The following is a 22027-nucleotide window of genomic DNA, read 5'->3' as shown; positions in this document are numbered from 1 at the left end:
GGAATCACTCCCTAAGAGCTGATGGCCTGTAAAGGTACAGGAGCTTGGAAAGCTCCGGGTACTCGGAGATAAGCTGCTCCGTGCTCTCGTCGTTCAGAAGGGGTGTCAGGGCGTCTATCACCTTCCCGCCCACGTCTTCAACGTTCGGCAGCGGGCCGTAGCACCCCCTGCACGGAACCGACGCCTTTGGGCAGTCTGCATCGCAGTCTCCTGCTGTAACGAAGCCGAAGCACAGGTAGCCGTGCTCGAGGAAGCACCCCTCAGCATCCACCGCATCTCCGGAGAACCTCCTAACGCTCTCGATCTTCCTGAACCCCCTCCCCTCTCTGGCCGGGGATCTCGGGCAGCGGGTGCAAACGGAATCGCCAGAGATCAGCCACTCGTCCTTAAGGCTGTCGAGGCTGGATATCAGCCTCTCTATTGCTTCAACCTTCGGCGGGCACCCCGGCAGGTAGTGATCCACCTTCACAGCCGAGGAAACAGCCCTTTGTGGTGTAATCTCCGGAAGCGTGAGGCTGTACTTCCCCTCGACAACAACCTGCCTTGAGGGGTGCCTCTCTCCATAGACCTCGTCGAAGATTTCTGCAACGCTGTGGAACGAGGAGAGGGATGGGATACCTCCGTGTACAGCACAAGTCCCGAGGGCGATGATCTTCTTGCTCTTCTTCCTCAGAAGCCTCACGACCCTCTCGTTTTCCTCGCTGTTGATCCCCCCCTCAACAATCGCCACGTCTATGTATTTGTCAGGCAGGGACTCGAGGTCAGAGTACTTTGATGTTGTGAACAGGGGTGCGCTCCACACGATCTCGTGCTGGCTAAGCTCGACGTAAACCTCCGCAAGCCCGTCCACGATGGCCATCTCGCACCCCATGCACCCGGAGGATAGGTAGAACGCCAGCCTGATGGTCACCACCTCTTCCCGAGCTTTTCTATCCTTTCGTGAAACATTCTCGCGAACCTCACAAATCCGGGGGCGTCGGAGGAGGAGATTCCCACGAACTCGAGCCTTGTGGGCTCTATATTCATGCTGTGGAGCATGGACTTCAGGATTTTGACCCTCCTCTCCGCGTACACGTTCCCACACCTGTAGTGGCACTCGTTTTCGGGACATCCAGCGACGAAGACCCCGTCAAATCCTTCTTTGAATGCTGAGAGTATGAGCTCCGCGTCAACCCTCCCGGAGCACGGCACCCTGACGATTCTTATCGAGTCGGGGTAGGTCAGCTTTAGCTGGCCCGCGAGGTCTATGGCCTTGTAGGCACACCACTGGCACGCGAAGCCGAGAATCCTCGTCATTCTCCACCCTCCAGCGACATCATTACCACCTGCGAGATGTGGTAAACAGGGATTATTTTTTCGATCCTGTCCTCCTCGAAGAGCCTTTTCTGCCCGCTTTCGAGTCTCTCCCTGCACCCCGGACACGGGGTGACGATGAACTCTGCCTCAGTCTCAGCGGCAACGCTCCTGACTATCACCTCCACGAACTCCAGCGACGTCTTCGGGTCGAGCAGCCTGAGAGAGCCTTTCCCGCAGAAGTAGTCCATCCTGCTGTATTCCTGCACCTCCACGCCCAGCCTCTTCAGAATGCCTTCGAGCATCTCCTGGTAGCCCTCGCTCACGAACCTTCCCGGCCACGTGAGGTGGCACCCGGTGTGGATTGCCGCCTTCGAGCCAAGCTTCCTGAGCCTGCTCCTCTTCAGCACCCTGTCGTAGACGTCGAGGACGTGGAAGACCTTGGCCCTCCTTCTGTATACCTTTCCGAACCTCACGAGGGTTCTGTTCACCTCTCCGAGGAGCTCGTCGTCTTCAAGCTTCCACATCGCGTACCTGAACACCGAGTAGCACTCGCAGCATGGGGTCAGGAGGTCGAGCCCCTTCTCTTCAGCTATCGCGAGATTTCTTGCGGTAATTGTCAGGGAGGTGAGCAGGTCGAAGGACATCACCGTGTCGTAGGCGGGGCAGCAGGAAAAGCTGCTGAAGTCCACGAGCTCAACTCCAAGGGACTCCAGACTGCCCCTCACCGCAACCTCAACTTCCGGGTACTCGAACGCCACCCTGCAGCCGGGGAAGAACGCGAACCTCATCTCACAACACCCAGATCCCTCAGCTTCCCGGAGGTCAGTATCTCCCTCACCTCCTCGAGCGACTCCTCGTCCATCTTCAGCTCATTCAGACCGAGAGTCCTTCTCCTCTCGCTGTCAGTGGACTCAACGCAGAACCCGTGGGCGTGGATCCTCCTGACCAGATCCTCGAAGACCTTGGGGTGCCTGAAGTACTTCGACTGCAGCCGTCTCAGGGCGAAGTAGATCGAGTGGGGGTTGACATCCCTCGGACACACATCCACGCACCTGTGGCAGGAGACGCATATCCACGGAGACTTGTGCTCCAGAACTTCTTCACCCATCTCGAGGATTATGAGCTTGAACAGGCGCTTGTTGGGGAACTCAAAGCCTGAAATCGCAACCGGACATATGCTCATGCAGGCTCCACACTGTATGCACCTCTTTATGTCACCTCCCTCCTTTCCGAGCTCGTCAATCAGCTCGACGTCCTTGTTTCCGAGGTTCAGAACCCTCAGGATACCAGACCCCCAACCTCCCTTGCAAGCGCCCTGCCGTGTATCGCCATCTCTATCGCACCTGCGGGGCAGGACGCGTAGCATATTCCGCAGTTCCTGCATGAGAGGGGGGAGATTCTGACCTCCCCACCCTCTATGGTTATGGCCTCATATGGACATGATGTAACACACACACCGCAGAGGGTGCACCTCTCCTCCCTAATCTCAACCTCGATCTCCATCTGAATCCTGCCCTTGCCGAGGAAGTTCGCTATCGCCATCGCAGCGGATTTGGCCTGCAGGACAGTTTCCGTCACATCCTTTGGCCCCTGAACGCAGCCAGCGAGGTATATCCCGTCGTGTTCAGTCTCTACAGTCCTGAGCTTGGGGTGATCCTCCTTTATGAAGCCCGACGAGTCTATGTCGAGCCCCATCCTCCTCGCCATCTTCCTCACGCCCTCGTCAATCTCTATAGCTGTTGCGAGCACGACGAGGTCTGCCTCGTACTCAACAGGGTCTCCGGTGTCAGAGTCGAAGCCGATGATCCTCAGCCTCCCGTCTCTTAGAGACTCTATGGCCCCAACCCTCCCCCTCACTATCTTTATTCCGTGTTCCCTCGATATCGTGTAGTACTCCTCAAGATCCTTTCCGGGAGCCCTTATGTCTATGTAGTGGATGTAAACGTCTATTTCCGGGTTCCTCTCCTTGATGAGCCTCGCCTGCTTGAGCATGTACATGCAGCAAACCTTCGAGCAGTGGGTGTAGTACCTCTCGTCCCTGCTTCCAACGCAGGAGATGAAGGCGATGGTTGAGGGCTTCTCCCAGCTTGATGGAACCACAATCCTGCCCCCGCTTGGTCCGGTGGGCGAGAGTATCCTCTCCATCTGGAGGGCAGTTATGACGTTAGCAGCTTTTGGCTGAAATTCCGGAAAGCTGTGCTTGTCCATCACCCTGTAGCCTGTGGCGAGCAGTATCGCCCCAACCTCGAGCTCAAACACCTCCCCCTCCGGGTTCCACTTTTTGCTCCTGTCTATCGCGCCTGTTGGACATGCCCTCTCACAGGGAGTCAGGTACTCCTTCCCGTTCCTGAGCAGCCTCCTCGTCCCGATCTTCTTCTTCCCGCAGTTAACGCAGATCTCCGGGTCGTGCACGGCCTTTTTCGGGTACGCGAATGGGGAGGCGATGTACATCGCGCTCCTCATGGTCAGCCCCTCGTTGAACTCGTCGGGCCTTCTTGCTCTTTCAGGGCAGGCCTCGGTGCACTTCCCGCACCCTATGCATTTCTCCCAGTCAACGTACGTCTGCTTTCTTCTGACTTTCAGCCTGTACCTCCCGGGGCCACCGGAAACGCCCTCCACCTCTGAGTACACGTGCACGTCAATCATCTCGTTCGACGACACCTCTGAGATGAGGGAGGAGATTATGCAGGACGCGCAGTCGTTGAGGGGGAAGATCTTGTCGAACTTCAGGAGCTTCCCTCCGATTGAGGGTGTCTTCTCGACTATGTGCACCCTGTATCCGGCCTTCGCGAGCTCGAGGGCTGCGGTGATGCCTGCGATCCCACCGCCGATTATCGCAACGCTCCTCTCGACCTCGTAGTCCACAGTTTTTGGGGGACTTATTCCCTCCACCTTCTCGATTCCGGCGAGTATGAGGGACTCGGCCTTTTTTGTTGCCCTCTCAACATCATCATGAACCCACGAGCACTGCTCCCTCAGGTTGACTATGACGAAGGGCTTCGAAATGAATCCGGAGAAGTAGGCCTCGTGATTCTCGGGAGAGCATGAAGCGAGAACGAGCATGTCTGCTTTGTTTTCCATCTCCCTTATCAGCTCCTTGGCGTCCTGAGAGCAGAGGAACAGGTGGTCGAGGACGAAATCAACATCATCGAGCTCGGCGATTTTCTCCTTCAGGTAGTTTATGTCCACGTTCTCAGCTATGTTGTTCCCGCAGTGGCAGATGAAGACACCCTTACCCATTGAGTGTAATTCTGGCTGGATTCTATATTAAAATTGTTGAAATGGCCGGCAAGTGCAGATAGTGATATATACTTCACGAACTACGATTTTTGTGGGTCTGCTGGATCTCATCGGGAAGCTTGTGAAGGTGACCGTGTTTCTCATAGCCATTGTCCTTGCCGGCCTGTTCGGCTACTACTACGCAAGCGGAGTGGCGTACCTGCCACAGGACTACTATCTGGCTGCAAAAAACATATCGCCGAACGTAAGCGTCCACGACATCAGCACTCTCGCGGCCGTTCTGAGCAACGTCAGCGTTAGCTGCGGGGAGGACGGGTTGAATGGCGGTGAGGTTGCTGCATATCTCGAGTGGTACCTTGAGGGAGCAGGGTTCGACACATACATCGCGAGGTCTGAGGTTCTGAACCGGATGTGGCTGATTGTCGAGCTCGACAGCGGAGACAGGGTTGCGGTAGAGCCGGAGATGCTGTGCAAGGGTAGCTACATCCCGCCCGGCATAATAGACCGGCCGGACGGTGCTTACAGGAACTACTCGTCAACGCTGAGGATATACGCTGAGGAGAATCCGGAGATCAGCTACGAGAAGTTCATCGCGAACTACTCCTACTACTACAGGCCTCCGAGACTCTACGAGAACCCCGGGCAGATGATAAGCTTCGTCAACTACCTGAAGTACCCCGGATGGAAAAAAGTTGGAATTGATGAGGTGGACTGGTGGAACTCGAAACCATTCAGCGAGATCGAGCCGTTCAGCAGGTGGAGTTAAATCCTCCTCCCCTTCACCTTCTCTATCTCGAACTTCGCCTTTTCCGAGGCGTGCATCACTGCGAGGGTTCCGGCCATAACGGGGTCGCTGACGACAAGGTCGCTGACCTTGGGCACGGAGCCAAACATGTTCAGGCTTATCACCGGGATCCCGGCTCTCCTCAGCTTCTTCACCTCCTCCGTCACCTTGCCTCCCATCAGCCCGCCTGCCAGTATCAGCACCTCCGCCCTGTGCAGCCTCGCAACTGCCCTGACAGCGTCTGCCAGCTCGTCCTCTCCGACGAGGGGCATTGTGTCCACGCTTATCCGCTCACCTCTCAGGTTGTGCCTGTCGGCCTCGGTTATTGCACCGAGCGCAACCTGTGAGACCAGTGCCCCTCCTCCAAAAATCAGGATCCGCTTGCCAAAGACCCTTTCGAACGGCTTCTCCTCGCACACCTCGAGGACTGTGGGGAACTCCCTTATTTCCTCCAGCATTTTCTCGAAGTCTCCGCCCTCGATCTCCATGTAGATCAGCGCGTTTCCCTTGTTCTCCCCATGCTCTATGATGAAGCTCTGGGCGTACGTGATATTTCCGCCATGCTCCGCTATCTTGGAGGTTATGTCCCTCAGAACTCCGACCTGATTCCTCGCGATTATCTGCAGGCCCCTTATCATCTCAGAACTTCGCCCCGGTCAGGGTTTTCGTCTCTATAACTCCATCTATCGACCTTATCTTCTTCACAACGACCTCGCTCAGCTCTTCGAAGTCCTTAACACTTATCTTGGCTATCAGGTCGTACTCACCGAAAAGCGGGTAGAGTTCCTCCACCTCGTCAAGCTTGAGAAGCTTCTCGTACACTTCCCTCTCCTTGCGTGGCATCACCTTTATGAGGACGAATCCGAGCGCCATCGTTCACAGATAGCCTCCAAACGTATTAAATCTTTCGTCTCATTATGTAGTACTCTATTTTCTGCACGTCCTCCCTCATTCCAAGCCTTATGAGCGAGTAAAGCACGGCCAGATTCGCCGCGAACATGGCGAGCGTCATGAAGCTCATCACAGCGGACACGTTCCACCAGAGGTGGAACATCATGGCCATCGCGAGGTAGGGCTTCACGGACAGGGTCTTCCCCTCGGCTTTAAGCCCAAGACCGACTCCAGAGAGTGCGGTGAACGTGGAGTGGGCTATGGGGGTCAGAAATGCCCTGATCATCGCGACCTCAGACCCGTAGCTGATCCCGTACATCAGGTTCTCGAATGCCGCGAAGCCGAGGCCTGCTGCCACGCCATACACAACGCCGTCCATTATCCCGTCCATCTGTCTCCTTCTGTAGGGGAAGTAGACCGCAAGGAGCTTGGCGGGTTCCTCGATAAAGGGTGCAACGAATGCAGCAAGTTCCTGCGGGAATGGGGCCTCGAAGATCATGGCGATCAGGGGTGAAACTGTAGAAGCTATCAGAAACGTCGCAACCACATACCTCTTCGGCTCCGGCTCTATCCTGTCCTTGTGGTAGACGTACCACATTATGAAGAGCGCTGGTGCATAGGCGAGGATCAGGTACTCTATCATCAGCTCATGGGCGTGGGAGGGAGTATTTAACAATTCCGTCAGAACTCTCCCATCCTCCTGCTCCTGTACTCGAAGATAAGCTCCTCAATCTTCTCGAGGCTCCTCTTCTCCATCTCCTTCCTGTACCTCTCTATGCACTCCTCGAGCACGTCTGACTCTACGAGCGCGAACTCGTCGTACAGCTTAGCCTTAACCTCCTCCGCGGGTATCACCGGAATCCTGCTGCTCTCGAAGACCTCTTTCGCGTAGTGAGACATCTCCCCGCTTGCAACTATCGCCCTCACGCCCCTGCTCACCAGCGTTTCCGCGCTGCTCTTCCCACCACCAGCAACCTCTGAGATGTAAACAACATCCCCCTCCTCTATCCCGACCGTGTTCAGAACCCTCTCTATCTCGTCCTTCGTGAACTTCCTCAAAACCTTGATGGCCTTCCAGCCCCTGAACTCGAGGTACTTGACCTTCCTGAGCTCGTCAAGCTTCGACTCGAGCTCCTCTATCTTCTTGTCCTTCTCGGAGATGGCCCTCCTGAGATCCCTGATCTCGGACTGAAGTGACTTGACGACGTTCTTCTCCCTTATCTTCCTGTGCTCCTCGCTGGATATGGTGTATATCCTCTCCTTGAGCCTCTCTATTTCTTTCTTCAGCCTTCTGACCTCTTCCTCCAGCCTCCTGTTCTCCTCTCTGAGCTCAGCGATTATCCTGTCCCTCTTTCGCACCTCCTCGACGGCAACGGCCTCCTTCTCCCTCTCCTCTCCCTCTCTGCTCTCCGATGTCTTCCTCTCGAGCATCGACTTCAGGGACAGCCCCCTTATTATTCCGGCCTTGATCTCGTCGAAGTCGTAACCCTCCGGGATCCTCTTCTCCACGTTCCTCAGCTTGTTCCTGTAGGTGTTGTACGCGTCAAGGGCTGAGGCGAGCGCGTCCCTTTCGTGGTCGTTGGCTATACTCTTTCCAGCCGTGAGAGCCTTCTTCCTTTCCACAGGAATATCCTCCTTCGGGCAGTGGAGAATGCAGTTGAAGGAGGCCCGCATCTTGGATATGTACTCGGGAGCAGACTTCTTGTCGGTTGCAATAACCACGGGCTTTCCGTGGGAGAGTATGAACTCCACGACCTCTGAGTAGCTCCATCCCTTCTTGCTCCTCACTGCGAGAACGTTTCCGTTCAGGTCGAGGATCGCCACACCCACGGTCGCTCCGGGATCGATCCCGACGATCGTGTAGGTCGTCTGCCTCTTCATGGGTATTAGCTCTATCTTCTCCTTCTCCACGGCCTCAACCGTGACCTGAACGTCCCTCATCCTGAAGGAGTTTATCGGAACTCTCTCCCTCGGCTCGTTGACAAGCAGCACACCCCTGCTTATTCCCCCGTACCCCTCTCTGACATCCTCCACGTATTCCAGACCATGCTCGTCAAGTATGCTCTTTATCTCCCTGTAAACTGCCCTGACAGAGTTGTGAACCTTCCTCCTGTACTTGTTCTGCCTCCATCCGCCCTTCCCGAGGCTCCTGTTCCTGCTGACCTTTATGATCGTCCTGTCTGCAAAAACCGAGACTACCTCTCCGACCCCATACTTCACGAGCAGCGCAGAGGCCCTCGCCTCGTCAAAGGGGTTCTTCGGGTCGACGTGGATGCCGTACCTCCTCGCGAGCTTTGGCAGTGAAGTGTGACCTGCGGTCTGAACGAACCTCGTCTCAGGTGGGATACTCTTCAGAAAGGAAATCAGCTCCCTCTTGTCCCTGAAGAGCTCGAATATGTTGTCCGTGGCAACGAAGTCCGGCCTGTAGTCACGGATGTACCTGAAAAACCTGCTTCTGGACACCTCCCTGCTCCACTCCTCCTCTCCGTCTATCACGTAGAGAGCATATCTCGGAATGGATTTTGAGCGGGAGGAGCCCCTGAGTATATCAACCCCGAATATCCTCATGCCTCTCCTTTTACGTATCTCAGAACCTCATTTAAATCTTTTTTCACCCCGTAAGCTCTCTCGAAGTAGGTTATGACATTGGAGACGTCCCTCTCAAGATACTCCTCCGCCACCTCGTCCCCGACATCCACAGACTGGGGGAAGTCTATGATCCACAGCCCCTCCTCGCTGACGAGTATGTTGAACTGGCTCAGGTCTCCGTGCACAACCCCCCTCTCATACATCTTCCTGATCTCCTCGATTATCAGCTCGAGCACATGCTCCGGCTCCTCGAGTCTCACCTTGTTCAGCTCCCTCGCATCAACAAGCTCCGTCACAACAGCGTTGCCCTCCCACGCAATTGGCCTCGGAACGCTCGCATATCCATACAGCCTCTTCAGGGCCTGGAACTCCCTCTTGGCGGATCTGATGGTCAGGACTGTGTAGTGCAACGTCCCGTAGTCCCTCTTCTCCTTGACCTTCTTGAAGCTCGGGTAGCCCACTCTGTGGAACTTCACAACGACCTCCCCATGCCTTTCCGAGAGGGCGTTGAACACCACACTCTCCTTCCCCTCGCCCATGATCTTTCCCAGCATGTCTATTACGTTCCTTCTCACGAGCCTCTTCAGCGAGAAAACCGAGAGCCCCTTGAACGTGAAGCTCGCACCCAGATACTCGGTGTACTTGTTCTCCACGAGCCTCAGCCCTGCAAGCCTCCTGAGCAGTCCCTCGACCTTCTCCTCAGACATCCCACACTCCCTTATGAACACGTGCACCGGCACGTACTCGAAGTCCCACATGTTCTCGAAAATCGCGTTCATTATGCACTCATCCTTCCTGCTGAGTGCGCTGTAAACCTCGACGATGTCCTGCACATACTATATAAACAAGCACCTGTTTAAACAGGTTTCGTGAAGTGCTCCCGCTGCAGCAGAGAGGCCGTGTATTTCCAGCGGCACTCCGGAAGACACCTTTGCAGGAAACACTTCGTAGAGGACTTCATCAGGAGGGTTAAGAGGAACATCAGGAAGTACAGGATGATAACGAGGAATGAGAGGATAGCCATAGCCATGAGCGGAGGCAAGGACAGCGTTGTTCTCGCCCACGTTCTGAAGAGCCTTTACGGCGACAGGAGGGACATCGAGCTTGTGGCAATAACAGTGGACGAGGGGATAGCCAACTACCGTCCTCCGACGGTTGAGACCGCTAAGGAGGTCTGCAGGGAGCTTGACATAGAGCATCACATCGTCTCTTTCAGGGACGAGATCGGGCTCGAGCTGGACGAGATGGTTGAAAAGGGAGAAAGAAACGCCTGCGCTTACTGCGGGGTGTTCAGGAAGTACCTGCTGAACAGGACTGCGAGGGAGCTCGGGGCCAACAAGCTCGCCACCGGCCACAACCTCGACGATGAGACCCAGACGATCCTCCTGAACTTTCTGCAGTCGGACGTAGAGCGGCTTGCGAGGCTCATACCATCGAGGGTTCAGGAGGGGCTTGTGCTGAGGATAAAACCCCTCAGGGAGATCTACGAGAAGGAGGTGGTTCTTTACGCCCTCCTCCACAACCTCCCGGTCTCCCTCGACGAGTGCCCTTACAGCAGAACACCTGTCAGGGCTGTTGTCAGGGACTTCCTCTACGACTTCGAGAACAGGTACCCGGGAAGAAAGTTCTCTGTTCTCAGGAGCTTCGAGACCCTGATCCCCTGTCTGAGGGAGATGTATCCGCAGATAGACCTCAGAAGGTGTGAGGTGTGCGGTGAGCCAACCCCAAAGCGGGTGTGTCAGGCGTGCGAGCTGAAGGCCGAGTTAGGCCTCCTTGGGCCTGAGGTATCTGAGGGGAACGACACCGATCAGGCCTGAAAGGAAGCCTCCGAACATGGCCATCAGGAAGTAGTACATCGCGTCCTCCCTCAGGTGGGAGTAGACCTCTGTTGAGGAGATTATGTAGACCGAGCCACCCCATATTATCAGGCCCGCGGCTATGAGCAGGAAGATCATTGAAACATATCTTGCCATCGGCTTCCGCTCTATGAACGCGTCGAGTATCTTCCCTATTATTATGCTGATCCCGCCAGAGATGAACCACCACAGGCTCCCGTAAACGAAGGACGTGATGAGGAAGATGGCTCCAACCGCCACTGGCTGGTTCAGGAGCTTCCAGAAGCTGTTTATCCCCTGAATTATCCCGACTATGACGAGTATGAGGGAGATTATGTAGGTTATGAACGAGAACCTGCCCTCGAGGAGCGACTTCTTTATGCTTGAGAAGTACTCCTCAATCGCATCGTCCATGCCATAGGCCTTCAGGAGGAGGTAGACTCCGGCGAACAGGATTACCGTTCCGTATCCGACCTCAGTAAGCCCGAGGAGCATGAATATGGAGAATATCAGGAGTATTGTGCCAGCAGGCACGAGAGTGGACTTGGCTATCTTCGGATCCTCGAACATCTTCTTGAATAAGTAGTAGGTGCTCTCGATTGTCTTGCTCTGCTTGACTATTATCCTGTTTATTCCGTCTATCCTGAACCTTGACGAGATGATCGGGATGACGAACTCGTCCTCACTCCCGTCAGTGACGAGAACTACGCTCTCAGCATTTGTCGTCCTTTTCAGAAAGTCCATCTGCTCCGCGATCTTGGAGTCGGAGATAACGCCAACGTTCTCGTCTCCAGCAACTATGACGATCTCAACATCCTCTCCCTTCTCCCTGAGCTCGTCGTATATCCTGATGGCCCCGAATATCGTGTTCAGGTCGCTGTCCTCCGGATCTGCGATTCCAAGCCTGTTTGCAGCTTTCAGACACTCCTCCCTACCTATAACAGGGGACTGAACGCCAGCCTTCCTCCCGAGGTCGTCATCTCTGTCGATAACAACGATCAGCTTCATTATTCCGTGTGAAAGTATATTGTGCAGGTTTAAAATAATTTTGATCCAATTAATCAGGCCTTGACAGTGTGTGGTTAATTAGCATATTTTATATACCCATTGCCGAACTTGCGGATGAATGAGGGAGGTAGTCATATACTGCAGGGGCGGTCAGGGCGGGATAACCTCGGCGAGGATTCTCGCCAGAGCGGCCTTGGCCGAGGGGTACTACTCGCAGGCCATGCCCCAGTTCGGGGCGGAGAGGAGAGGGGCGAGCGTTCAGGCGTACCTCAGGATCTCAGAGACTCCAATCAGAAAGAGGTCGAGGATAACCTCTCCGGACACAATCGCGATATTCGACAGGAGCCTGAGGGTTGAGTCAGATGCGTTCAAGATAATCAACTCTGAAAACGGCGAGCCAAACTCAATCGCGGTTGATGCAAGCGCCATAGCCGTGAGGCTCGGACTCATAGTCTCAGGGTGGCCTGTGGTCAACACGGCCATGAGCGGGGCGATGGCAAGGCACCTTGGCATATCCCTCTCAAGCCTGGAGGACGCCATATCTCAGGAGGTCGGCGTGAAGGTTGAGGAGAACATTGAAGCTGCAAGAATCGCGTACAGGATGGTAAGATGAGGCTCGATGTTCTGTTCTCAAATCCAACCAAGGGATCTGCCGGAAAGACGGGAGAGTGGAGGGTGTTCAGGCCTGTGGTTGATCAGTCCCTCTGCGTGCTGTGCATGAGCTGTTACGACTACTGCCCGGAGAACGTTGTTGAGGTTGGAGATGAGGTTGTAATCGATTATGATTACTGCAAGGGTTGTGGAATATGCAGCAGAGTGTGCGTGACAGGGGCAATAAGGATGGAGAGGGAGAGGTGAAGCTCCTAACTGGCAACTACGCGGTTGCCGAGGCTGTGAAGATCGCGAAGCCCGAAATAATCGCAGCCTATCCCATAACCCCCCAGACCCCTGTGGTGGAGAAGCTGTCAGAGATGATAGAGCGAGGGGAGCTGAATGCAAAAATGATCAACGTCGAGTCGGAGCACTCGGCGATGGCAGTCGTCTTCGGGGCAATAGCGGGCGGTTCGAGGGCTTTCACGGCAACATCAAGCCACGGTCTTGCCTACATGTACGAGATGTGCTGGTGGGTAGCGGGATCAAGGCTGCCCCTCGTCATGGCGGTTCCGACGAGATCCATAGGCGCGCCGTGGAACATTCACGCAGACCACTCAGACGTCATGCTTCTGAGAGATGCGGGCTGGATAATCGCGATGGCCGAGAACGCGCAGGAGGCATTCGACCTCACCCTGCAGGGGTTCATGGTTAGCGAGGAGGTTAACATCCCCTACGCGATCGGATATGACGCGTTTCAGGTCAGCCACGCGGTCGAGCCGGTTGTTGTCAGGGACGTTGAGATCCCGGAGAGGAGGCAGGCATACTCCGTGACTCCCGACACCGTGATCGGCCTGAACGCTGTCACGACAACGGCGAGGCATTACGCGAGGAAGGATCTGATGGTGGATCTGGAGAACTCGAGGAAGGTGATAGAGAGGGTGGGCAGGGAGTATCCGGAGGAGTACGGGTTCTACGAGGAGTACCGGACTGACGGGGCCGACTACGTGGTTGTACTCACGGGCGCTTGGGCAGGGGATGCGAAGGAGGCAGTGGATCAGCTCAGGAGCGAGGGAGTTAGGGTGGGGCTCGTGAAGCTTAGGTACATCCGCCCCTTCCCGTACGAGGATCTCAGGAAGATGGATGGAGAGTTCATGGTGATCGACAGGGCGTCGAGCGGAAACAGGGGAATTCTGGGAATCGAGGTGTCGAGCGTGAGGGATGTTGCGGCAAACGTCATCGCCGGGCTTGGGGGGATAGAGCTGACGCAGGACGACTTCTACGGGCTCATAAAGAGGTTTGCTGAAGGCAGGCTATCAGGGGTGGTGTGGTATCCATGATCCTTCCCGGCAATGCGGCATGTCATGGCTGTCCAATCTCCCTCGCTTTCAGGGCGGTTGAGGAGATCGAGAACCCCGTCCTCGTGATCCCGGCAGGCTGCTCCACGGTGATAGCGGGAATGCATCCAAACCACGCACTCAGGTGTCCGGTGGTTCACGTTCCGTTCGCATCCACCACCGCAGTCGCATGCGGACTGAGCGAGTCGTACAGGAGGAGAGGGATCAGGGGCAACGTGGTCGCGTGGATGGGGGATGGTGCGGCCGACATAGGCTTCTCGACCCTCAGCGCGTCAGCTGCGAGGAACGACGACATCATGGTTGTTGTGGTGGATAATGAGGCGTACATGAACACCGGAACCCAGTCGAGCCTCTCAACTCCTGCTGGAGCGTACACGACAACAACCCCTGCCGGAAAGGACACTGGGAGGAGAGATCTGGCTCTGTTGATGCTGATGCACCACGCTCCTTACGTTGCCACGGCGAGCGTTGGATACATCAGAGACCTCAGGAGGAAGTTCAGGAGGGCGAGCGGGATTGAGGGCTTCAGGTTCATTCACGTCCACTCTCCATGCCCGCCGGGCTGGAGGTTCGACAGCAGCCTTACAGTCGATGTTGCAAGAATGGCCGTTGAGAGCCTTGCGTGGGTTCTGTGGGAGTACGATGGGGTGCTGAGGATATCGGACATAAGCAGGAGAAGCTCGGTCAGCAGGAGGAGCCTGAGGGAGTACCTGCTCGTGCAGGGAAGGTTCAGCGGGGTCGATGATGCAATGATCGAGAGGCTTGAAAGGGAAGTTCTCGAGAACTGGAAGCTTCTCCAAAGCCTCGAAACTGTTCTGCGCTGATCGGTGAAAGGTTTATATTTCCTCTCCCCCAACCTTCAGCGAATGTTTGGCTGGGGGGAGTTCGGGCTCGTGCTGCTGCTCGCCCTGATACTGCTGGGCCCGGACAACATGGTGGATATGGCGAGGAAGCTCGGTAGGCTCTATGGAGAGTACAAGGTGGCGAAGAGGAGGCTTGAGCTCGAGATAATGTACGGTATAAACCCCCCCGACGAGGACATTCTGAAGAGGGTTGAGGAGATCAGGGAAAAGTCCATTATTGAATCTGCTAAAAAGGGCGTTGGGTTGGAGGAGCCTAAAGGTATAAATAATCAGGCCAACAACATTGTTAAAAACAGAGAGGTGGAAGGATGATAGGGAGTTTGGGACCGAACGAGCTGTTGCTCATCCTTCTGATTGCCGTACTGCTGTTTGGAGCCAACAAGCTGCCAGAACTTGCGAGGAGCATGGGCAGAGCCACGGGAGAGTTCAGGAAGGCTCAGAGGGAGGCGGAGCTTGAGCTCAGGGAGTTCGAGAAGAACCTGAAGGAGGGCAAGTACGAGAACAGGGAGGAGGAGAAGAGGAAGAAGCTCGAGGAGATGGCGAGAGCCCTCAACATAGACCCTGAGGGCAAGAGCGACGACGAGCTGCTCGAGGAGATAAGGAAGGCCATACCCAAGGAGAAGGCTGAGCCCTGATTTTCAAGTTATTTTATCTCAGTTTGGCCGTTTTTGATTTAGCACTGCCATTTATTCTGAAGTTCGTGCAGCCTGTCATCTCAGCGAACTCCGAAGTCTGCAGCATAAGAAATTAATACAGCCTGCTGGCTATTCAGTCCATGGAGAATGTTCTCAGGAAGATTACGGACTACAAGTGGGAACTGCCTAAGTCTTACAAGGCTGGCATGAGGGTGCCGGCGTACTTCTACATCAACAGGAAGCTGATGGGAATACTCGAGAGGGACGCGGTCGAGCAGGCGGCCAACGTTGCAACCATGCCGGGGATTCAGAAGGCCTCGCTCGTCATGCCAGACGTTCACGTTGGCTACGGTTTTCCGATTGGAGGAGTTGCAGGTTTTGATGCTGAGGAAGGTGTCGTCAGCCCGGGTGGTGTGGGGTTCGACATAAACTGCGGCGTCAGGCTCCTCACAACAAGCCTCAGGGTTGATGATGTCAAGCCAAAGATAAAGCAGCTCATAGACTCCCTTTTCGTTGCTGTTCCATCGGGAGTTGGGAGCGAGGGGAGGCTGAGGGTTTCCGACAGGGAGCTGGACGAGATATTCGTGAACGGAGTGAGGTGGGCGATAGAGAACGGCTATGGATACGAAGAAGATGCGGACAGGTGCGAGGAGAACGGAGCGCTTGAGGGGGCTAAGCCAGAGGTCGTGAGCAGGAAGGCGAGGGACAGGGGAAGGGGTCAGCTCGGAACGCTCGGCAGCGGCAACCACTTCCTCGAGGTTCAGTACGTGGACAAGATCTACGACGAGGAGACTGCGAAGGTCTTCGGGCTTGAGGAGGGAATGGTGACCGTGATGATCCACACAGGAAGCAGGGGGCTCGGCCATCAGGTCTGCACCGACTTCCTGAGCGTTCTTGACAAGGCTGTCAGGAAGTACAGGATAAAGCTCCCGGACAGGCAGCTCGCCTGTGCGCCGATTAACAGCAAGGAGGGTCAGGACTACTTCGGCGGAATGGCCGCATCGGCCAACTTCGCATGGACAAACAGGCAGATCATCACCCACTGGGTGAGGGAAACGTTCCAGAAGGTCTTTGGGATGAGTGAAGAGGATCTGGAGATGAATCTGGTTTACGACGTCGCCCACAACATCGCAAAGTTTGAGACTCACGAGGTTGACGGAGAGAAGATCAGGGTGGTCGTCCACAGAAAGGGAGCGACAAGGGCATTCGGGCCGGGGAGCAGGGAGATACCTCAGAGGTACAGGGATGTCGGACAGCCGGTCATAATCCCGGGGAGCATGGGGACTCCGAGCTACGTGCTTGTTGGCACGGAAAAGGCGATGGAGGAGACCTTCGGCTCCACGTGCCACGGAAGCGGAAGGGTGATGAGCAGAGCAGCGGCAAAGAGAAGGCTCAGGGGAGACAGGGTCAAGGCAGAGCTCATGAGGGACGGAATATACGTCAGGGCAACACATGGCGCGCTGCTTGCCGAAGAGGCTCCTCAGGCGTACAAGAGAAGTGACGATGTCGTTGATGTTGTGGACAAGGCCGGAATTTCCAGAATAGTTGCGAGGCTCAGGCCCTTAGGAGTTGCCAAGGGATGATAAGGGAAGTTGATATATTCAGAGGAATCAAAGCCTCGGATCTCGTGTCCCAGCTCAAAGACTCAGCGTTCAACGCGAGGAGGCTCGGAGAGGCCGCTGAGATCTACAGGGAGATGGTTGACAGCGGTGCCTTCATTTTCTTTACATTTGCCGGGGCGATGGTTCCTGCCGGGATGAGGGGGATCGTCAGGGGGATCCTCGATAACGGCTTCGCGAACGTTCTTGTTACTACCGGGGCCAACGTCACCCACGAGATCGCCGAGGCTCTCGGCTTCCACCACAAGCGTGGCAGTGAAGAGGTGGATGACGTGGAGCTGAGCAGGCAGAACGTGAACAGGATCTACGACGTCTTCATCGAGAACTCCGCATTCGAGGGTGTTGAGGAGTTCGTCTCGGAGATCTTCCAGTCAATGGACGGCGAGTTCACGAGCTACGAGATCCTGTGGGAGATAGGCAGCCACCTTCCCGAGAGCTCGTTTCTCAGGGTCGCATATGAGAAGGAGATCCCGGTTTTCTGCCCGACCCTGCACGACTCGATTCTTGGGCTGCACCTCTACATCTACGGAAGAAAGATCAGGTACAACCCCATAAAGGACGTGGAGAGGATGGTGGACCTCTGCTTTCAGGATAAAAGCATGGGCGTCGTGATCGTTGGGGGTGGAGTTCCCAAGAACTTCACCCTCCAGTCCATGTTGCTCGCAAACGGATTCGATTACGCGATTCAGATAACCACGGACTCACCGCAGTGGGGTGGGCTGAGCGGGGCAACCCTTGACGAGGCAAAAAGCTGGTGCAAGCTCAAGGAGGGAGCAAAAGCCGTGACGGTTTACAGCGACGCGACCATCGCACTGCCCTTGATCTATGCATACCTGCTCGACACCTCCGGTTGAGAAATTTATTTAAAATGAAGTTAGAGAGGTATGGAGAGATGATTGAGAACTGGGAGGAATACAGGATTGTTAACGACTCTCTCCAGAGGCTTGTGAGTAATGCTGATACTCTTCCCAAGGTGAAGAAGGCTCTTCAGCACCTGATTAAGGCCGGGGGAAAGAGAACCCGCCCCATAATCGTTCTTCTGAGCGGAAAACTTGCCGGTGGAGATTACGAAACTGTGCTCGACATGGCAATGGCCGTTGAGCTCATCCACACCGCGAGTCTCGCTCATGATGACATCATCGATAGGGGTGTGGTCAGGAGGAATGTTGAGACGCTCAACGTGAAGTATGACCCCTCTCTGGCCATGCTCGTTGGAGACTGGCTCATCTCGAAGTCTGTTGAGCTCACGTCCAAGTACGGGCCGGAAGTGGTGAGAAACTTCGCGAGAACAGGAATGATGATGAGTGAGGGGGAGATTCTGGACGTTTACAGCATAACCGACGACTTTGGCGAGGAGGAGTACTTCAGGTGCATAGAGCTCAAGACAGCCTCGCTCTTCGCGTATTCTGCAAGAAACGCGTACAAGTTCATATCCGGAGACAACTCGAAGTCCGAGAAGATGTACCAGTACGGGTTCAATCTGGGAATCGCATACCAGCTCGTCGACGACCTTCTCGAGTACCTCGAGATATTCGAGGACAAGAAGAGCGAGTTCGAGTCCCTCACGCTACCTCTCCTGCTGGAGAGGACGTTCGGGTTCAAGGAGTCCGTCCACAGGGTTCTCGAGCTTATAAAGAAGTTCACTGAGAAGAGCAAGAGGGCTCTTGAGTCGTTCCCGAGCTCGGAGGCCAAGGAGAAGCTCCTCTACCTTGTTGACTACATGACCGTGAACATGATAAAGAACTACGTGAGCAAGAACAGGGAAGTGATATCAATCCTTGAGGCGCACTATCCTTGATGAGTTTTTGAACACTCTTTCCACATCCCCTACTCCAGCCCCTCTGAGCACTTTCTCCGCATCCTCCCTTGTTATGAAGTCTGACGGCGAGTGCGAGTCCGTGTTTACCACCAGCTCGACTCCGAACTTCTCAGCAATCCTTGCCACATGGCCGTTGGTGAGCGAGTGCCCCTTTCGGGATGTTATCTCGAAGTATACTCCATTGTCTGCGGCAAGCTGGGCAGTCACCTCGTCCACAAGGCCGGGATGGGCGAGGATATCTATCTCCTCATTCACGGCGCTGAGGTTCGTCCCCTCCCTGACGGGCTCGACTATCGTCTCCCCGTGAACGACCACAATTTCCGCGCCAAGCTTCCTTGCGAATCTCACAGCCTTTCCGATCAGCTTCGGGGGGACATGAGTGATCTCCACGCCCACGAGCATCTTAAGCTCGTAATCATCCATCACGTCCCTCATTTTCATGAGCGAGCCTACCACATGCTCCATGTTTGTGAAATCGACGTGATCGGTAATCGCAAACGCCGTATAGTTAATGCTTGCAAGCCTTCTCGCAATTTCTGATGGTATGAGCTCTCCGTCGCTGAAGACAGAGTGAATGTGCAGGTCAATCATACAAAAGAGTTAAATAAGGTGGGTATTAATGTTTTTTGTGGCGGGAATCAGAAGGCTGGTTCTGGATGTTCTGAAGCCCCACGAGCCGAGCAATCTGCTGCTGGCGAAGATACTCAGCGAGCTGGAGTTCGTGGACGGTGTTAACCTGAGCCTGTACGAGATAGACCAGAACACGGAGAACGTGAAGATAACGATTGTTGGGGATGAGATGGACTTCGAGGAGATAAAGAGGACGATCGAGAGCCTTGGAGGTGTAATCCACAGCGTTGATGAGGTCGTTGCTGGAAAGAGGATAGTGGAGAACGTGCTCACGGAGCAGGACAGGTGACTTTTTCAATCATTCAGGTTCAGAATGGAAAACCATATATTTTAGAATTTTTACTGACCGAGTGATGGACATTAACATCTGCATAACCGGTGCCGCCGGCGACGGTGTCAAGGAGGCAGGAGAGCTGTGCGCGAAGCTGTTTTCCGAGCTCGGCTATTACGCTTTCGTCTATCAGGAGTACCAGTCTCGCATACGGGGTGGGCACAACGCGAGCATCGTCAGGGTCTCTGACAAGCCCGTTCACTCCCATAGGAAGTATTACGACCTCCTCGTCTGCCTTGAGGATTACGTCTACAGGATTCACGAGCCGTACGTGAGGGGCGACATTATCTACGATACCAAGTTCTCCTGCGAGAAGGGTGGAATCGGCATCCCGATGACGGAGATAGTCAAGGAGGCAAATGAGCCGATGATCTTCAGGAACGCAGCATCTCTCGGCGCAATAGCGGCCTACTACTCCATAGACTTCGGAGTCCTTGAGGACGTCTTCGTCAGAACCTTCGGAGAGAAGGCGAAGGACGATGTTGTCATCTCTAAAGCAGCCTACGACCACTTCCTCGAGCACCATCAGGCCAAGATGTCCGTTGAAAGGGTGGGAGAGAGGAGGGAGGTTGTTGCTGGTAGCAAAGCAATTGCTGAGGGGCTGATCGCTGCAGGTCTCGAGTACTACTATGCCTATCCCATGACCCCCGCGTCTCCAATCCTGCACTACATCATCAAGAAGAGGAGGGACATAATCGCGTACCAGCCAGAGAGCGAGATTGCCGCCGTAAACATGGCCATAGGAAGCGCGTTTGCCGGGAAGAGGAGTGCAACCGGGACGAGCGGTGGAGGGTTCGCGCTGATGAGCGAGTCCATTGGCATGGCAGGGATGGCAGAGGTTCCGCTGCTCATCATCGAGGCTCAGAGGGTTGGCCCGTCAACCGGAATGGCGACCTACCACGCTCAGGACGACCTGAACTTCGTTCTCTACCCATCTCACGGGGAGTTCCCGCTTGTCGTCGCGAGCCCCTACACGATCGAGGACGCCTACAAGCTCTCGGCTGAGCTGATGAACCTTGCGTGGAAGTACCAAACCCCTGCCATTCTCCTCACCGACAAGCACCTCGTGGAGAGTCTGCAAACAGCGGAGCTTCATGGTGCAGAAATCGAGGAGACGGAGATTGTCCGTAGCAGCGACGGAGTTATGAAGAGGTACGAGCTCACTGAGAGTGGAGTATCAAGGTATGCGGTTCCGCCTGCGATAGCGAAGTTCAACTCGAACGAGCACACCGAGTACGGGATAACCACCGACAGCGCTGAGGTCAGGAAAGCCATGCACGACAAGAGGGTCAGGAAAGAAAAGCTCATCCTCGAAGATGTCAGAGGGAAGGGCTATGTCGAGTACTTCAAGGGGAAGGAGGCTGTGGTGACGTGGGGCTCCACTTTCGGCGCGCTTTATGAAGTGGTGGAGGAGCTCGGCTACAGGCTCATCGTCATCAGGTACCTCAGACCGCTCGTGCTTCCCGAGCTCGAGAAGGCCAAGGTTGTCGAGTGCAACCGCACCGGACAGCTCGCCGGACTGCTTGAGAGCAGGGGTGTGAGGGTTGAGAGGGTCCTGAAGTGGGATGGCAGGCCATTCACCCCCGAGGAGCTGAGGGAGGTGCTCGGATGAGCTCGATTTTGAAGGAGATTGAGTGGTGCCCGGGGTGCGGGAACTTCGGGATATTTAAGGCCTTCAGAAACGCAGTGAAAAGGCTTGGGAAGGATGGGATAGAGAAGGGGAGAATCGTGGTCGTTGCAGGCATCGGATGCCACGGCAAGCTTCCGGACTACATTGACCAGCCGAGCTTCCACACGATTCACGGCAGAGTTCTTCCGATGCTGACGGGCATAAAGCTCGCAAATCCAGACCTTCTCCCCGTTGGTTTCTCCGGGGATGGGGATGCACTCAACGAGGGCATGGAGCACTTCATCCACGCCGCGAAGAGGAACACTGACGTCGCTCTCTTCCTACACAACAACGAGGTATTCGGCCTGACAACGGGCCAGTTCACCGCCACAACGCCTAAAGGAAGGAGGACGAGAACGACTCCGTTCGGAAACCCTGAAGACCCGGTGAATCCCTGCCTTCTGGCCTTAATTTCCGGAGCAACCTTCGTCGCGAGAGGATACGCGGGAAACATCAAGCAGCTCGAGGAGCTCATGTATCGGGCAATCCTCCACAGAGGGTTTTCATTCCTCGAGATACTGCAGCCCTGCGTGAGCTTCAACAACACATGGGATCTGCTGAGGGAAAACGTTCACGAAGTCTCTCCGGCTGAGAGCTTTGATGACGCCCTCAGACTGGTGATGGATAGGTTCGCAACAGGCGTGCTCTTTAAGACAGAAAAGGAAACGTTTGAGGAAATTCTCCACAAAAATAGGGTGTAAAATTTCTGAAGCACTTAGGCCCCGCTCTCGCTGACCATGGGGCTCTTATCTTTTCTGGTTCTGAAAAGGTTTGATACTGCTTTGATGATGCCGCCGATGGAGACCACTGCCAGTATGATCGCAGAGATCAACCCACCCGCAAACAGGATTTCCGCTATCATATTCATC

Annotated in this window: 27 protein-coding genes; 14 read left to right on the top strand and 13 right to left on the bottom strand. The window is 55.1% G+C overall.

Annotated features, from left to right (window positions below; genetic code table 11):
* Positions 1-4: 4 nt before the first annotated feature.
* Genes GAH_RS10070 through GAH_RS10050 form a run of 5 tightly spaced genes read right to left on the bottom strand, consistent with a single transcriptional unit; the run spans position 5 to position 4536 of the window.
* The gene (locus GAH_RS10070; RefSeq protein ID WP_156967460.1) at positions 5-910 is read right to left on the bottom strand and encodes an NADH-quinone oxidoreductase subunit B family protein; all 906 of its coding nucleotides are present in this window, start codon (positions 908-910) and stop codon (positions 5-7) included.
* A complete protein-coding gene (locus GAH_RS10065) occupies positions 907-1296 on the bottom strand; it encodes a hydrogenase iron-sulfur subunit (RefSeq protein ID WP_048096536.1) in 390 nt (129 codons plus the stop codon). The genes GAH_RS10070 and GAH_RS10065 overlap by 4 nt, the downstream gene beginning before the upstream one ends.
* Complete coding sequence (locus tag GAH_RS10060) at positions 1293-2084, bottom strand: CoB--CoM heterodisulfide reductase iron-sulfur subunit B family protein (RefSeq protein ID WP_048096535.1); 792 nt, start codon at positions 2082-2084, stop codon at positions 1293-1295. Before GAH_RS10060 ends, GAH_RS10065 begins: the two co-directional genes overlap by 4 nt.
* Positions 2081-2662 carry a 4Fe-4S dicluster domain-containing protein gene (locus tag GAH_RS10055; protein ID WP_169745358.1) on the bottom strand — a complete coding sequence of 194 codons (582 nt, stop codon included), beginning with the start codon at positions 2660-2662 and terminating at the stop codon, positions 2081-2083. Before GAH_RS10055 ends, GAH_RS10060 begins: the two co-directional genes overlap by 4 nt.
* Complete coding sequence (locus GAH_RS10050) at positions 2575-4536, bottom strand: CoB--CoM heterodisulfide reductase iron-sulfur subunit A family protein (RefSeq protein WP_048096533.1); 1962 nt, start codon at positions 4534-4536, stop codon at positions 2575-2577. Before GAH_RS10050 ends, GAH_RS10055 begins: the two co-directional genes overlap by 88 nt.
* A 91-nt stretch (positions 4537-4627) precedes the next feature.
* Here GAH_RS10050 and GAH_RS10495 point away from each other — a divergent pair, with 91 nt between their 5' ends.
* Positions 4628-5302: a hypothetical protein gene (locus GAH_RS10495; protein ID WP_052747850.1), complete on the top strand. Its 675-nt coding sequence runs from the start codon at positions 4628-4630 to the stop codon at positions 5300-5302.
* On the opposite strand, the gene GAH_RS10040 is transcribed toward GAH_RS10495, so the two are convergent.
* From GAH_RS10040 to GAH_RS10020, 5 genes are read right to left on the bottom strand one after another with little or no spacing between them, the layout of a single operon-like run.
* Positions 5299-5958: a DUF5612 domain-containing protein gene (locus GAH_RS10040; RefSeq protein ID WP_048096531.1), complete on the bottom strand. Its 660-nt coding sequence runs from the start codon at positions 5956-5958 to the stop codon at positions 5299-5301. The two genes, GAH_RS10495 and GAH_RS10040, sit on opposite strands and share 4 nt — an antisense overlap.
* A gap of 1 nt (position 5959) precedes the next feature.
* Positions 5960-6193, bottom strand: a complete 234-nt coding sequence (locus tag GAH_RS10035; RefSeq protein ID WP_048096529.1) for an Lrp/AsnC ligand binding domain-containing protein — start codon at positions 6191-6193, stop codon at positions 5960-5962.
* Positions 6194-6218: 25 nt separating this feature from the next.
* Positions 6219-6854 (bottom strand): PrsW family intramembrane metalloprotease, encoded by a 636-nt coding sequence (locus GAH_RS10030; protein ID WP_048096527.1) that lies wholly within the window; start codon positions 6852-6854, stop codon positions 6219-6221.
* Between the two features lie 38 nt (positions 6855-6892).
* Positions 6893-8779, bottom strand: a complete 1887-nt coding sequence (locus tag GAH_RS10025) for a DUF460 domain-containing protein (RefSeq protein WP_048096525.1) — start codon at positions 8777-8779, stop codon at positions 6893-6895.
* Complete coding sequence (locus GAH_RS10020; RefSeq protein ID WP_084632390.1) at positions 8776-9633, bottom strand: serine/threonine-protein kinase RIO2; 858 nt, start codon at positions 9631-9633, stop codon at positions 8776-8778. The genes GAH_RS10025 and GAH_RS10020 overlap by 4 nt, the downstream gene beginning before the upstream one ends.
* 36 nt (positions 9634-9669) lie before the next feature.
* Here GAH_RS10020 and GAH_RS10015 point away from each other — a divergent pair, with 36 nt between their 5' ends.
* Complete coding sequence (locus tag GAH_RS10015) at positions 9670-10617, top strand: TIGR00269 family protein (protein WP_048096523.1); 948 nt, start codon at positions 9670-9672, stop codon at positions 10615-10617.
* Here GAH_RS10015 and GAH_RS10010 read toward each other — a convergent pair.
* Positions 10564-11643, bottom strand: coding sequence for a DUF373 family protein (locus GAH_RS10010; protein ID WP_048096522.1), 1080 nt, complete (start codon positions 11641-11643; stop codon positions 10564-10566). The two genes, GAH_RS10015 and GAH_RS10010, sit on opposite strands and share 54 nt — an antisense overlap.
* Positions 11644-11761: 118 nt before the next feature.
* On the opposite strand from GAH_RS10010, the gene GAH_RS10005 reads away from it, so the two are divergent.
* From GAH_RS10005 to GAH_RS09965, 9 genes are all read left to right on the top strand, one after another.
* On the top strand, positions 11762-12256 hold the full coding sequence (locus GAH_RS10005) for a 2-oxoacid:acceptor oxidoreductase family protein (protein ID WP_048096520.1): 495 nt from the start codon (positions 11762-11764) through the stop codon (positions 12254-12256).
* Entirely contained in the window at positions 12253-12501 is a 249-nt protein-coding gene (locus tag GAH_RS10000; RefSeq protein WP_048096518.1) for a 4Fe-4S binding protein, read from the top strand. The genes GAH_RS10005 and GAH_RS10000 overlap by 4 nt, the downstream gene beginning before the upstream one ends.
* A complete protein-coding gene (locus GAH_RS09995; protein ID WP_048096516.1) occupies positions 12450-13574 on the top strand; it encodes a pyruvate ferredoxin oxidoreductase in 1125 nt (374 codons plus the stop codon). The genes GAH_RS10000 and GAH_RS09995 overlap by 52 nt, the downstream gene beginning before the upstream one ends.
* Positions 13571-14416 carry a thiamine pyrophosphate-dependent enzyme gene (locus GAH_RS09990; RefSeq protein WP_048096514.1) on the top strand — a complete coding sequence of 282 codons (846 nt, stop codon included), beginning with the start codon at positions 13571-13573 and terminating at the stop codon, positions 14414-14416. The genes GAH_RS09995 and GAH_RS09990 overlap by 4 nt, the downstream gene beginning before the upstream one ends.
* A 42-nt stretch (positions 14417-14458) precedes the next feature.
* Positions 14459-14767: a twin-arginine translocase TatA/TatE family subunit gene (locus GAH_RS09985; RefSeq protein ID WP_084632388.1), complete on the top strand. Its 309-nt coding sequence runs from the start codon at positions 14459-14461 to the stop codon at positions 14765-14767.
* Positions 14764-15090, top strand: coding sequence for a twin-arginine translocase TatA/TatE family subunit (locus tag GAH_RS11070; RefSeq protein ID WP_048096512.1), 327 nt, complete (start codon positions 14764-14766; stop codon positions 15088-15090). The genes GAH_RS09985 and GAH_RS11070 overlap by 4 nt, the downstream gene beginning before the upstream one ends.
* A gap of 140 nt (positions 15091-15230) precedes the next feature.
* Complete coding sequence (locus GAH_RS09975; RefSeq protein ID WP_048096510.1) at positions 15231-16673, top strand: RtcB family protein; 1443 nt, start codon at positions 15231-15233, stop codon at positions 16671-16673.
* Positions 16670-17563, top strand: coding sequence for a deoxyhypusine synthase (locus GAH_RS09970; protein ID WP_048096509.1), 894 nt, complete (start codon positions 16670-16672; stop codon positions 17561-17563). The genes GAH_RS09975 and GAH_RS09970 overlap by 4 nt, the downstream gene beginning before the upstream one ends.
* Positions 17564-17577: 14 nt before the next feature.
* Positions 17578-18507, top strand: coding sequence for a polyprenyl synthetase family protein (locus tag GAH_RS09965; protein WP_245604026.1), 930 nt, complete (start codon positions 17578-17580; stop codon positions 18505-18507).
* Here GAH_RS09965 and GAH_RS09960 read toward each other — a convergent pair.
* Entirely contained in the window at positions 18481-19119 is a 639-nt protein-coding gene (locus tag GAH_RS09960; protein WP_048096507.1) for a histidinol phosphate phosphatase domain-containing protein, read from the bottom strand. The two genes, GAH_RS09965 and GAH_RS09960, sit on opposite strands and share 27 nt — an antisense overlap.
* A 37-nt stretch (positions 19120-19156) precedes the next feature.
* Here GAH_RS09960 and GAH_RS09955 point away from each other — a divergent pair, with 37 nt between their 5' ends.
* The 3 genes from GAH_RS09955 to GAH_RS09945 all read left to right on the top strand — a co-directional run bounded on the left by GAH_RS09955 (position 19157) and on the right by GAH_RS09945 (position 21859).
* Positions 19157-19447 (top strand): DUF211 domain-containing protein, encoded by a 291-nt coding sequence (locus tag GAH_RS09955; protein ID WP_048096505.1) that lies wholly within the window; start codon positions 19157-19159, stop codon positions 19445-19447.
* Between the two features lie 64 nt (positions 19448-19511).
* On the top strand, positions 19512-21101 hold the full coding sequence (locus GAH_RS09950) for a 2-oxoacid:acceptor oxidoreductase subunit alpha (RefSeq protein ID WP_048096504.1): 1590 nt from the start codon (positions 19512-19514) through the stop codon (positions 21099-21101).
* Positions 21098-21859, top strand: a complete 762-nt coding sequence (locus tag GAH_RS09945) for a thiamine pyrophosphate-dependent enzyme (RefSeq protein ID WP_048096503.1) — start codon at positions 21098-21100, stop codon at positions 21857-21859. The genes GAH_RS09950 and GAH_RS09945 overlap by 4 nt, the downstream gene beginning before the upstream one ends.
* A 14-nt stretch (positions 21860-21873) precedes the next feature.
* Here the strand turns inward: GAH_RS09945 and GAH_RS10750 are convergent, their stop codons facing one another.
* A complete protein-coding gene (locus GAH_RS10750) occupies positions 21874-22020 on the bottom strand; it encodes a hypothetical protein (protein ID WP_156967459.1) in 147 nt (48 codons plus the stop codon).
* Between the last annotated feature and the right edge of the window lie 7 nt (positions 22021-22027).

It is taken from the genome of Geoglobus ahangari (assembly GCF_001006045.1).
GTDB classification, from domain to species: Archaea; Halobacteriota; Archaeoglobi; order Archaeoglobales; family Archaeoglobaceae; genus Geoglobus; species Geoglobus ahangari.
The sequence above is the reverse complement of the archived record's forward strand: the minus strand, read 5'-3'. Positions and strand labels throughout refer to the sequence as shown.